15 protein-coding genes are annotated in these 12,420 nt (G+C 38.6%); 2 read left to right on the top strand and 13 right to left on the bottom strand.

The window, feature by feature from the left end; all coding sequences use genetic code 11:
• Window positions 1-101: 101 nt before the first annotated feature.
• From ACEXOE_RS09095 to ACEXOE_RS09055, 9 genes are all read right to left on the bottom strand, one after another.
• On the bottom strand, window positions 102-404 hold the full coding sequence (locus tag ACEXOE_RS09095) for a hypothetical protein (RefSeq protein ID WP_394748433.1): 303 nt from the start codon (window positions 402-404) through the stop codon (window positions 102-104).
• A 306-nt stretch (window positions 405-710) separates the two neighbouring features.
• Window positions 711-932 carry a hypothetical protein gene (locus tag ACEXOE_RS09090; protein ID WP_394748432.1) on the bottom strand — a complete coding sequence of 74 codons (222 nt, stop codon included), beginning with the start codon at window positions 930-932 and terminating at the stop codon, window positions 711-713.
• 58 nt (window positions 933-990) lie between these two features.
• Complete coding sequence (locus ACEXOE_RS09085) at window positions 991-1,179, bottom strand: hypothetical protein (protein WP_394748431.1); 189 nt, start codon at window positions 1,177-1,179, stop codon at window positions 991-993.
• A gap of 160 nt (window positions 1,180-1,339) precedes the next feature.
• A complete protein-coding gene (locus ACEXOE_RS09080; RefSeq protein WP_394748430.1) occupies window positions 1,340-1,639 on the bottom strand; it encodes a hypothetical protein in 300 nt (99 codons plus the stop codon).
• 202 nt (window positions 1,640-1,841) lie between these two features.
• Window positions 1,842-3,380, bottom strand: coding sequence for a DUF4301 family protein (locus tag ACEXOE_RS09075; RefSeq protein WP_394748429.1), 1,539 nt, complete (start codon window positions 3,378-3,380; stop codon window positions 1,842-1,844).
• Window positions 3,358-3,942 carry an AAA family ATPase gene (locus ACEXOE_RS09070; RefSeq protein ID WP_394748428.1) on the bottom strand — a complete coding sequence of 195 codons (585 nt, stop codon included), beginning with the start codon at window positions 3,940-3,942 and terminating at the stop codon, window positions 3,358-3,360. Before ACEXOE_RS09070 ends, ACEXOE_RS09075 begins: the two co-directional genes overlap by 23 nt.
• Window positions 3,897-4,532 carry a nicotinamide riboside transporter PnuC gene (pnuC, locus tag ACEXOE_RS09065; protein WP_394748427.1) on the bottom strand — a complete coding sequence of 212 codons (636 nt, stop codon included), beginning with the start codon at window positions 4,530-4,532 and terminating at the stop codon, window positions 3,897-3,899. The genes ACEXOE_RS09070 and pnuC overlap by 46 nt, the downstream gene beginning before the upstream one ends.
• Window positions 4,516-4,776 (bottom strand): hypothetical protein, encoded by a 261-nt coding sequence (locus ACEXOE_RS09060; RefSeq protein ID WP_394748426.1) that lies wholly within the window; start codon window positions 4,774-4,776, stop codon window positions 4,516-4,518. The genes pnuC and ACEXOE_RS09060 overlap by 17 nt, the downstream gene beginning before the upstream one ends.
• Window positions 4,777-4,803: 27 nt before the next feature.
• Complete coding sequence (locus tag ACEXOE_RS09055; RefSeq protein WP_394748425.1) at window positions 4,804-5,448, bottom strand: 4'-phosphopantetheinyl transferase family protein; 645 nt, start codon at window positions 5,446-5,448, stop codon at window positions 4,804-4,806.
• Between the two features lie 78 nt (window positions 5,449-5,526).
• Between ACEXOE_RS09055 and ahcY the strand changes: the two genes are divergently transcribed.
• Window positions 5,527-6,843, top strand: a complete 1,317-nt coding sequence (gene ahcY / locus ACEXOE_RS09050; protein WP_394748424.1) for an adenosylhomocysteinase — start codon at window positions 5,527-5,529, stop codon at window positions 6,841-6,843.
• 122 nt (window positions 6,844-6,965) lie between these two features.
• Entirely contained in the window at window positions 6,966-8,069 is a 1,104-nt protein-coding gene (locus ACEXOE_RS09045) for an SDR family oxidoreductase (RefSeq protein WP_394748423.1), read from the top strand.
• A gap of 71 nt (window positions 8,070-8,140) precedes the next feature.
• On the opposite strand, the gene ACEXOE_RS09040 is transcribed toward ACEXOE_RS09045, so the two are convergent.
• From ACEXOE_RS09040 to ACEXOE_RS09025, 4 genes are all read right to left on the bottom strand, one after another.
• Window positions 8,141-8,356, bottom strand: coding sequence for a hypothetical protein (locus ACEXOE_RS09040; RefSeq protein WP_394748422.1), 216 nt, complete (start codon window positions 8,354-8,356; stop codon window positions 8,141-8,143).
• A 16-nt stretch (window positions 8,357-8,372) separates the two neighbouring features.
• A complete protein-coding gene (locus ACEXOE_RS09035; RefSeq protein WP_394748421.1) occupies window positions 8,373-8,573 on the bottom strand; it encodes a hypothetical protein in 201 nt (66 codons plus the stop codon).
• 411 nt (window positions 8,574-8,984) lie between these two features.
• Window positions 8,985-11,516 carry a TonB-dependent receptor gene (locus ACEXOE_RS09030; protein WP_394748420.1) on the bottom strand — a complete coding sequence of 844 codons (2,532 nt, stop codon included), beginning with the start codon at window positions 11,514-11,516 and terminating at the stop codon, window positions 8,985-8,987.
• Window positions 11,517-11,634: 118 nt separating this feature from the next.
• A complete protein-coding gene (locus ACEXOE_RS09025) occupies window positions 11,635-12,411 on the bottom strand; it encodes a hypothetical protein (RefSeq protein ID WP_394748419.1) in 777 nt (258 codons plus the stop codon).
• Window positions 12,412-12,420 lie beyond the last annotated feature (9 nt).

Genomic DNA, 12,420 nt, shown 5'->3' with positions numbered 1-12,420 from the left:
TGCCCTTTCAAAAAATTATGCTAAAAAACGTAAAGCGTCACAGTGCTGTGACGCTTTACTAACCAAACCAACTTGATACAAAACAAATAACTCAAGTTATATTATTGATCCAACCAATTCCCATCCTTATCGGCATATAAAGTCCCTGTGGTTCCATCTTCCAAAGAAACTTCCAACTTGTAGTGCTCTTCTTTATTGATATAGGCCTTATTGATCGTCGCGGTGGGGTAATTCTTGGCTACCGCCTTAGTCACTGCTTCTGGCAATGCACTTGTTTCTATTTCAGTATATTCGTCCTGTGCCTTTACAATTTTAAAAGTTTCTGCAGGTGAAACATGGGTTTCATGTGCAAATGTGGTTAAACTTCCCAATGATAATACGGCTACGAAAATCGCTTTTTTCATGATATTTATTTTTATAGTATTAAACTTGAACTACTTATTGAAAATATGATACCAGAAGTTTAATTTTCAATGTTTCAAAGGCAATCCACTATATATCAACAAATTGTATTTTTTAGGGTTGTTAGCGCACTGTATACTTATGGGTATTTGTTTTCCAAACTGTGTAAAATGTATACACAAAACAAAAAAGGGTCGCCGTAGCAACCCCCTTTCAAAAACCAACCAATCAATCAAAAATTCAAAATAATTTTTAAGCTTTTCTATCTATTTCTCATTTTGTCAGTATTTTCAAACTTCAACCATAGCTCAAAAACATCTTAACTCGTCATCTTTCATGGTTGATACGGGATAATCCTTGGTTAGTGTCTGCATAGCATTATCCTCCAGTTTTTTTTCTATTATCGCTTTCGCCGGGGAAACTTTCATAGGTATGGAAACCCTTTCCTCCTCCTCAAATATATGTACTGCTGCAATACAGCTCAATAAACTCAAAGTTCCCAATATCGCCGAAGTTGTAATTTCTTTCATATCGTATTCAAATTGTTTTTTGTCCTCTTTTTTATCCTGTTCCTTACACAATGGATTTTCATCTATTTATTGAAAAACCCGTGTTTTCTTTTTTTTTTAATCCTTTATTATCATTTTGCATATCTGCAAAAGTGTCTTTGGCTTTAAAAAGTGACAACACAATGCCTATTGTAACCACAAACACAATAATGCTAATAACAAGTGCCGCAATCAAAATTGTTGGTTGTTGCAAAAAATCATTTTCCATTTATAATTGTTTTTTATTACAGGGCTACATTACTTAAGACACCACTTTTTTTAGGAGGTCACTTTTTTTTGAAAAAAAATTAAAAAAAAAGAGGTTGCCCCCGCAACCTCTTTGAAACCAAACTAACCAAAAAATTAATTAACGCTACTGTATTGCATCGTTATCCTTCTATCCAATTGCCTTCGGCATCGGCATATAATTCAATGGAAGTACCATCTTCCCGTGTAACTTCCAGTTTATACTTTTCCTCTTCGTTTACGTAGGCCTTATCGATGGTGGCTCCTGGATAATCTTTTGCCAATGCTGCAGTAATGGTCTCTGGCAATTCTTCTATTTTAATCTCTTTAAAATCTTGGGAAACGCGTGCTTCCATGATTTCAGACAGTATGATTGGAGTACTTGCCAAAATGGTAGACAGACACCCAAAGGCCAATGCCGCGGTAAAAATTACTTTTTTCATTTGTGTTTGTTTTTTGATTGAATACTATATGTCTTGCATACAAGAGAAAAATAGTGCCAAACCACAATAAAAACACAATATATTGAAAAACAGTTGTTTACAAATAAATCTCTTTCGTTATGGCTGTATAAAATTGTATAGTACAAAAAAAAGTGTGTAAATTTTACACACTTTTTTGAGCTTTAAGGACAATAGGCCTTGATCATTTCACTTGGTGAGCCGGTTTCAGCAAATCGTTCACCGTTTTTACCGGATTAAAAGTAGTCAGTGGCACTTCTACAAAAATAGTATTCCAATAGGCCATAGCTCCATTCCATAATCCAGGTAGTTCCATAGCTTTTAATTCTTTTCCTTCTTTGGTTTTGTTGGTAATAAACCCCTGTTTTACATCTACAAAATTGAGCAAAGGGTACTTCTCTCCTTTATAATTCTTAATGGCACACACCAAATCCACAGGGTTGAAATGTGTGGAATTCTTAAAAAGTGTAAGTTGTTCCCCATTATCCATATCTACCTGGGCCGACTCTACAATCTGCAAAGAAATATTATTGTTTTTGTCTTTAATCCAAAAAGGGCCTCCTCCCGGAGCGCCTTCATTCTTTACCATACCACAAACCCGAATAGGCCTATTGATCTTATCTTTGAGTACGTTGAGTTGCTCTTCCAAATTAAAGCTACTGAAGCTGGCAGAAAAACGAACATTGAGTCTGGTTTCCAAGAAAGTTTTAATCTCTTCCAACTCCTCCATACGGATACCTTCCTTATCTAAGAGTGCTGCATACGAAAACGCCAATTCCTGTACCTCAATGAGTAAGCCCGCCAATGCTTTTTTATTATTGGAAACCTCCTCGGCATATTTGGGTGCTACCACATTATCTATATTCTTTATAAAAACAATATCTGCATCTTGTTCATCCAAATTTTCAATAAGCGCCCCATGGCCTCCTGGTCTAAACAACAAACTACCATCCGCATTTCTGAACAATTCGTTTTCCATGGTCACCGCAATGGTATCCGTGGTAGATTTTTGATAGGAATAGGCTACCTGAAAGGAACTTCCCGTGCTCTTCTTCACTCGATCTCCAACAGTTTTCAATTCTTCTTGAAATAAGGTATGGTGTTGTTCCGATATCGTAAAGTGCAACTTTGCATTATCTTTTGCCTTTGCGTAACTAGAGGCTTCCATAAGGTGTTCTTCAAAAGGTGTGGCCGTATGGGTTCCATAATTATGAAAAGGAAGTAATCCCTTGGGGTAAAAACCATAATTCAACCCTTCTTCCAAAAGCATTTCTTTTACAAAAAGATAACGTTCTTCATCTGCCGTATTGAATTTCCCTTTTATGCTATCCATCACCAGGTCATAAAAGGCCAATTTTTTATATCCTTCAAAAAAGGCAGCTACGGCATTGTCCTTAGTTCGTCCCAGATAGTCTTCCAAGGATTCCTTCGTGGGGTCATAGGTTTCCAAAAAATTAAACATGGATTTGAACATCCTGGATGCCGCGCCGGAAGCAGGAACAAATTTTAACAAGGAAAGTTCATTTTTTGAGGCATCGAACTTATGAATCAAATGTTGCAAGTCGTGATTGGAAAACTTTAAAATTCCGTCATCGACTACTGCGGCCTTTTCTAAAGTTACAAAGGGAATACCTTCCTTGAATATGGCAATTTGATCGAGAACTTTGTCTTTGCTAATTCCCTTTTGCAAAAGTTGAATATTATCCTTTTCTGAAAAATCCATGGTTTTTTATTAGTTTATCTATATGGTGAATGGCTGTTGTAAGTCGCGTATTTTTATCTCCCTTTAAAATAACGAAATTCCTTTCATATTTTTCAAGGGTTTCTTTAAAATAATTGAACATCCGTTCTCTTTCCAAGGGTTTGTCCCTAAGGTCGTCTTTTTCCCAAGGTACATCAATGTAGGTCAAAAAATACAGGTCGTAGGTATTCATTAAAGCATATTCATTTAATATAGGATCACAATATCCCACATAATAGGCTTCGGAATATACTTTGGTCTCCAAAAGATCCGTATCACAAATGAGAAGGCGGTCTGCACTTTGGGCCAATGTATTTTCCAAGCGCATCTGCCCTTCCGCAATAGGCAATAAATCTTCCGGTTCGCAGGTCTTCCCTTCCCTATCCCATTTTTCCTGAAGATACTCCCGGGCGTACTCAGGCACCCATGCCGTATGGTAATGTTCCGCCAACTGATGCGATAAGGTAGACTTTCCCGTGGATTCCGGACCAAAGAGAACTACTTTAATGAGGGATGAAGGTTCTTGTTTAAACTTTTTGTCCATGCGCTATAACCATAAAAAGCAATAATGGTAAATATAAGGTATTGAATTCCGGTAAAAATCAATCCCTTATAAAAGTACAAAGGAATAGAAATAATATCGGCAATAATCCAATAAATCCAGTTTTCTATTTTCTTTCGTGCCATCAACCACATCCCTACAAAAAACAGAGCTGTGGTAAGCGTATCCACATAAGCGGTCCAGGCATCAAATTTTTCAAATACGAGATATACCACAACTACAAATAGCAATGTTCCCACAAATAACCCCAATGCCCATTCCTTCTCTTTTTTCGTCATTCTGCTGATGGGCAAGGGAACATCATCTATTTTGGTAGACCAAACGTACCATCCATAGATACTCATTACAAAATAGTAGGCATTGATCATCATATCGCCGAGCAGACCAAATACCCAGAGAATGTAAACAAATATTCCCGTACTGATAATACCCGTTGGGAAAACCCATATATTTTCCTGCTTGGAATACCAAACGCTTAAAAAGCCAAACAATACCCCGATCATTTCTAAAACGATGAGGTAGGTGGGAATGTCCTTATATTGGGAAAAAATCCAATCAAAAATGAGGCTCATAGTCGCTACGATCTGATTTTACAATTTTCATATGCAACAATCCAGTATCCATATTCAAAAAGGAGGTCTTGATTTCTTGGTTCAAAACACCCATTACCGCATCGTATTCCCCGTAAACCTGTGTGCTCAATGGATTTTCCATAATGGTGAGTCCGCTGGCCCGGAGTTTTTGTATAAAGCTGATGATATGATCTTCGAAATCATCTTGAAGCGGCGAAAATGTAAGTTCTACCGAAATATTCATTGTTTTTGATTTGAATTGAAAAAGGAATCAGGAGTTTATTTTTTTTTTGATGGCATAGACACAGGTAAAACCTTCAAACTCCAAGAAGCGGATGGTATATTGTGTCACTTTGCCTTCATGAACAATTTCGCCCGTGGTTTGATTCTCCTCCATGGAAAAATCCTGAATGCTTATATGGCGCATAAAACTTAGGCCATGTTGGGCATAGATTTTATAGAGCGATTCCTTACAGCCCCATACGATGGTTAATTTTCGGACAATAGCTGCAGTGTTGGCCAGTGTTCTATATTCTTGAATGGGGGTAAATTTATGTGCGATACGCAGTATTTTTTCCCGTTGCATCTCAATATCAATCCCCACTTCATCCTTTTCGGCAATAATGATTCCCGTAAAATTAAACGAATGCGTTATGGATATAAAATTCCCATCCCTGAGATGCGGTTTCCCATTGTCATCATAATAGAGGTCATGATCCACATAGCCCGCTTCGGCCAACAAATGCCGTATACTTAAAAAGCCACGACGGTGCAATTCCGATTTCATCCCTTCCATACGCTCCTGACAATGAGGAGTCAATACAATATCCTTGGATAAGATTTCTTCCGACTCCTCTACCTTCCAGATATAGACCTTGATCGTGGGGTGCGCTGTTATTGTTTTGTAAAGTGGCATGGCATTATTTGAGTAATCACTACCTTTGTACTCGATTTAAAAATAGCTGTTTAGTTAAAGATAAAAATAAAAAAGGATATGAGTACCAATACCGTTTCATACGTACCTTATAAGGTGAAAGATATTACCCTTGCAGATTGGGGTAGAAAAGAAATAGAATTGGCCGAGGCGGAGATGCCGGGGCTAATGTCTTTACGCGAAGAATACAAGGAGGAACAACCTTTAAAAGGAGCACGTATTGCAGGCTGTCTTCACATGACCATACAGACCGCGGTATTGATCGAAACTTTGGTCGCCCTAGGTGCTGAAGTTACCTGGAGTTCCTGTAATATCTTTTCTACGCAAGATCAGGCAGCGGCAGCTATTGCCGCTAGTGGTGTTCCCGTATATGCTTGGAAAGGAATGAATGAAGAGGAATTTGACTGGTGTATTGAGCAAACCTTATTCTTTGGAGAAGACCGCAAGCCTTTAAATATGATTTTGGATGATGGAGGAGATCTTACCAATATGGTGCTAGATCGCTATCCTGAACTTGCCAAGGATATCAAAGGACTTTCCGAAGAGACCACCACTGGAGTCCACAGACTATACGAACGTGTAAAGAATGGCACATTGCCTATGCCCGCAATCAATGTAAATGATTCTGTGACCAAATCTAAGTTTGACAATAAATACGGTTGTCGCGAGAGTGCCGTAGATGCCATCCGCAGAGCTACAGATACTATGTTGGCCGGAAAACGTGTTGTTGTTGCAGGGTATGGAGATGTAGGAAAAGGTACTGCAGCATCCTTCAGAGGTGCCGGATCTATCGTTACAGTAACTGAAATTGATCCTATCTGTGCATTGCAAGCTGCTATGGACGGATTTGAGGTAAAGCGCATGGAAACTGTCGTAGGGAAAGCTGATATTGTCATTACCACAACTGGAAATAAGGATATTATTCAGGCGAGACATTTTGAAGCTATGAAAGACAAGGTTATCGTATGTAATATTGGTCATTTTGATAATGAGATCGATATGGCTTGGCTAAATGATAACCACGGCGCTACCAAGGATGAGATAAAACCCCAAGTAGACAAGTATACCATTGATGGAAAAGATATCATTGTATTGGCAGAAGGGCGATTGGTAAATTTAGGCTGTGCCACAGGGCACCCAAGTTTTGTGATGAGCAACTCTTTTACCAACCAAACTTTGGCACAGATCGAACTATGGAATCATGCTGAAAATTACAAGAATGAAGTCTATATGCTTCCCAAACATCTGGATGAAAAGGTGGCAAAGTTACACTTGAGCAGACTAGGGGCGGAATTGGAAACCTTACGTCAGGATCAGGCTGAATATATTGGTGTTACCGTTGAAGGCCCGTTTAAACCAGACTACTATCGCTACTAGTCCGTACGTATTGCATTTGTGTACAGCATAGCAATAAAGACCCTTATAAAACCCTTGTCTTTACGTATAGGACAAGGGTTATTTATTAAGCGTATCTTTCCAGACGAAAAATCGACATATTAATGACCATTGTACTAACCGGCGCAACAGGAACTTTGGGATCCCGAATTTTGTTTTCCTTATTGGAACTTCATTGGGAATCCTTAGAGAAGATATATCTTCCCGTACGAAGCAAGACGGCAAGCGCTCCCGATATTCGCATTAAAAATATGCTCTCCAGTGCGTACGCTCCCAGTTTCATCAAAACGCACGGAAAGGCTGCCCTACAAAAAATAGCTGTGGTCCCAGCGGACGATCTCCTGAATCCCAGTTCTTTTTTAGGCAAAGAAAAAGTAACGTATTTCATTCATTCCGCTGGCTTTGTCAACTTATCTGTTGCTCCTGATGCCAAGGAAGAGATATTCCAAGAAAATCTGGCCTTTACAAAAGCTATTTTTACTGCTTTCTCTGAGCGGGTACAAAAATTTGTTTATATCAGTACCGCGTTCTCCATTGGTAATATTGGAGGACTATTGGACAATGATTATACGAATAAAGATCTTGGGAATTACAGAAATCATTATGAAGCCTCAAAACATGCTTCAGAGCAATTTCTGCTAAAGGCGGGAAAAGAAAAAAACATTCCCATTCAGATTTTAAGACCTAGTGTACTTGGAGGCAATATTAGTGATGCTCCCAATTTCTTTATTTCCAAATACATGGTTTTCTACCTATTTGCAAAATTCTTCCATCACTGCAATTCCAAGGAAAAGATACGTATCAGTACCCACAAGGAAACGGGGCTCAATATTATTCCTACCGATTATGCGGCAAAGGTTATTGCAAAGGTTTTGGATAAGGATATTGAACAATTGAACATTGTACATTCCAAAGAAACCAATATGATGCAGGGAATCGCTAAAATTTTGGAGGTGGTCGGTTTCTCGAACTTCACTTTTACGGATGAAAAAATATGTGCCAATACTGGTTTTGTCTCAAAGTTGGAAGAGTTCTATTACAATACCATAGGTGTACATTTACATCCCTATATGACCTCTAAACCCAACGAATGGGATACTACCTTATTGGAGAGCATTCTCCCCATGCCTCATTATGATTTGGAAGAATACCTTTCTGAAACCGTGGCTTTTGCCAAAGCTGCAAAATTTAGGAATCAAACTTGGTAGTTTAATTTTAACATTAATGCCAATTCCCTTTTATTTTCTATAAAAGGGAATTGGTACTATATTAGCAACAGTTAAAATCCTGCAATACTTGCAGTTTCAGTACAAGTTTGTTTTCCCAATCCAATAGGATTAGTGCATTGACTAGCTTCAGGTGCAAAACACGTCCAACTGTAGTCCTCATAACCAGGAGTTTTCACTGTACAGGAATATTTGTTTGCACCACCGAATCCACCTTTAATACTTTTTAATCGATTTTTTCCAATTTTATAGTGTTTTAAGTTTTTCATCTTTATCTTTTTTAAATTACAAGATTCCCTCACAATGCTCTGCAGCTGCAAGTCTTGCTGCTAACAAAGACTCTTTGCTCAGCGTATTATGTCTTACTATCAAATCAAGCGTTCTACAATACTCAACTACTTTAGGGTCCGGGTCTAAACCTCCCATTACCAATTTCAACTCCTTTTTGGCAATCTGAAATTGTTTTAATCCTTTTAGTTTTTCCATCGTTTTTATTTTTAATGATGTCTTTTGGCACTATTGCCGTATTCCTTGTATGCTAGATGGCAAATACAGGCAAATCAATTGATTTCCTTCTTCACAATCTTGGCAGTGACCAAATTATTCCATTAAATAACTCAAGCCGGTTTCTCCCATACTAATGTTATTTTTCTAGGGAAACAGGGGATAAAAAAGCTTAAAAAAAGAAATAGTCCCTAAGTTTAGGGACCTATTCACGATATTTAGGGATTTTTTATTTTAAGGGAAGAAAGTAAAGATGTCATTTTCTTCTATGCTATCTTTAATGTGAGGGCATTCTCCTCATACCTCACAAGGATTCGGAAGTATATTCGCAAACGCTAATCTGTGTTAGATGGTAAAATTCAGAAAACAAATATGGAGGTATTGAATCTGCCTTTAATACTTTGCCCCAGATCGGACTTCATAGGTAATTTCCTTATAACCAAGAGCGCCATTTTGGTCAATACATTCCAAGACTACGAGCATTTCTCCAAGCCGATTCCCATTATCAAAATTAATACTTGCAGTTCCATTTTCAGCTAACATAAGCCTTGGTTTCCAATATATCAGGGGCGTTCCTTCCTGAATACCCCTTCCGACATAGGCGCCGGTTTCTTCCAAAGGCAAATAATACTCCTTGGATAAGGCAAAGGTGGGAACGCTAAGCTCTTGCACCTGTGTTTTTTTACGGCCAACAAGCAATCCTTTTCCCGAACGGGTATAAATAGAAATAAAAGAAATCAATCCCAACTCGGTAGGAACACCGGTCTCGTTAAAAACATCGGCTAAGTACTTTCTACTATTGGAAGGGCTTTTTAAAATTTCTACCCCAACCACTTCTTCTGCCGGAATACGTCCAACCAAAGGCAATTTACGAAGCGATACCGGTTTTCCATCTACCAAAATGAATGTGTGCGTTGCACCATATACATGGACTGATATATTATCCCCATTACTTCCTACATTATTTCTAATCTCAATTTGCCCTTGAAAACTATTTCTAAGGACACTATAGATGCCATACGACCATTTCCTGTTTTTCTCCTGTATCTCCTTTTCATTGATAACAATATCAGGCTCTCCGTGCAAGGCATCCATCTCTTTTCGTTTGGGGCTCAATTTCCTACTCTGAACAATAACTTCATCTAAGGAAATGGTATTATCCGCTAATTTTAAGGAGTCTCTAATAGCGGTTTTCAGTAAATTCTTTTCTGCGAAAATCTGTAGTAAACTATCCTTGACCATAGTATTCCCCATAGGTTCAAAAATGATTCTTGGACCGATTTTTTTATCCAAGTACACCCCGTAATTCTTCTTGTCCTCCTCATTTTCCAATTGTACCACCATCTTAAGTTTCGGACCGTATTGTATTCCTATAGGAAACTTAAATTTTCCTTTCTCATCCGTCTCTTGTTGCAGTACCACGGGGTTCTTTCCCAATAGCATCATACTCACCTTTCTATTCCCGTATATTCCCTTTCCCTTTTTCGTAGGTCGGACCGCCCCTGAGACCACCAGTGATTTTTCTGGAAGAAATCGGATCGAATCCAATTGTCTTTGGTACTTATAGCCCCGCCATCCTTGTGTGAGCAAAAGGGCATCCAAATCATTCTTTCTATGCTTATTTGCTTTTTTAAAATAGTTTCCAGGAGCCTCTATATTTCCGCGTAAATCGGAATCCAGCAATAAGTAGGACAAAATATTCTGCTTGGAAAGCTGTGCTGTTCCCAATTCGTCTTTATGAATGACCAAAACTGAAAAATCAGGATTTTTTGGCGTATTTTTTTGGCCGGTTGCTCTAACATTTAAAGTCACTTCTTCTCCCCTCCGGTACCATTCCCGATCTGTATCTGCCTCTATATGGAGGCGATAGGTTTCATTTTCCACAAAAAAAAGTCGCTCCCCAAGAGGTATTTTGTTTTTGTCAAATAGGGTGAACGCCACAATGCCCTCTGGGAAAATATCCTTGGCCACTTTTAAAAAAGCTTTTCTTTCCCCGATATATGCTTTAGCATAATAGTAGGTTTGACCGCGGCTCTTCCCTTGAATATAGATACTGTCATTCTTAATCCTATTGGAAGCAATTTTTAAACCAATACCACCCTCCATTTCTCCAACGTTCAAGACTGTTCCAGTGCGCAAGACTTTGGGTAAGGCTGTTTTAAATGCTCTGCCGTCCGCAGTCCGTATATTTGCATAATATTCCTGATTGGCATCAGGGACAAAAGGTATTGCTCCCATTCCGAGCGCATTCGTCTGGAAACTTCCCACTTTTCCGCCTTCTTTTGTTATGATTTCCCCGGCGGCGGGAATTCCAGCTCCTTGAGATATCACCTTAAACCCCAATTTCGTTTCCATTTGATGGACCATATATCCACTTTCCGGGAAAAAAAAGGCGTTTAAATCTGCTTCATCATTTGCTGTGATGTTGCCCTTTTCTTTTTCGGCATTGACCTCTTGGAGTTCCAATTTATTTTTAGGAAGGATATCGATATACTGCGTAAAAATAAAATCTTGCCCAAAATTTTTATTCCATTCCGTATAGGCTCGAAGCATATGTACTCCTGGCGCATACTCTTCCTTGATATCAAAAAACCCATCGGCAATACCATGCTCCAATTTTAGTCGTTTGACTGCTACAAGTCGCTTGAATCTATCAATAAGTTCAACATAGAGCACATCACTCTTCGTTTCTAAAAGATGACTATTGGCCTGTACTACAATAGCCTTGAACCAAAGTGTTTCTTTTGGAGCATAAGTAGTCTTATCTAAATGAATATAAATTTTTTCTGCAGAGGCCGTAGTTGCCCATGTACTCCCTTGATCCTTATCAGCAGGTTGCCCTTGTACCATGGCATATCCAAAAAAAAGAAACAGTACGACAAGGCCATATTCTTTTATCCCTATGAAGGGATTGCCATTTGTCATATGAGTCCAAATACACGTCATTGGCATTAAAGAATATATACTACAATATAGTCTATTTCATGGGAACGTCAAAAGAAGCTTTTAAGAAAGCCCGTATTTTTGAAAAATCCTTCTTTTACTATTCATATCCGGTGACCAATAAATTCCGAGCGGCCCGGACACCACATTTTTGATATTTATGATAGGCTTGAGCTGCACTTTCCCTAATCTGGTCTGGGGTTTCGCCCGCTATCCAAGCTTGTATACTCCAGGCTAAGGTATAGGCTTCCGGAGACATTAATCCTGTAGACCAAACCAAAGGTTGAGCCCCGGTTTCCTTAAGATAAGGTTTAAAATAGTCCTTACTAATACAAGCCAACATAATAGCATCTCTCTTTTTTTTATTCTTGCTTTTGAAGTTCCCCTCCACATCAAATTCCATTAAGCCATTATGACCTATATAAGCAACCATATTGGATGCCCCTCCAAAAGAAAGTTCGTTCTCAGAGGGCCCTTTTACTTTCTGTTCTGCTCCTCCGCTCGCTGCTTTCAAAAAATCGATAGTGGTTTCTTTAATGTATTTTCCATCATAAGCTTCGGCCAACAGATAGGTTTCCGTACTCGTATGCTTAAATAAAATGCGTTCCAAGATGTGGGAATTGTGGCTTTCCAATTTCTTGACCAAAGTCCAATCCTTACTTCTTTTAAAATGTGTTTTCACCCCATAAAGGGCACCCCAATATAAATTTGTCCTTGGGTTTTGTCCATCTCCCAAGGTTTTGGATACCGGTACAATACCTTGATTGAGATTATCGCATAAGGCTACAAAAACATGGATGGTTTTGATTTGCCGCTTTTTTTGGGAATGTGCCGAATACATTAACAGAAGGGTAGAAAGAAGCAAAATAGTACGCATTGATTGTTA

This window comes from Spongiimicrobium salis, from assembly GCF_043678055.1.
Taxonomy (GTDB): domain Bacteria; phylum Bacteroidota; class Bacteroidia; order Flavobacteriales; family Flavobacteriaceae; genus Spongiimicrobium; species Spongiimicrobium salis.
The sequence above is the reverse complement of the archived record's forward strand: the minus strand, read 5'-3'. Positions and strand labels throughout refer to the sequence as shown.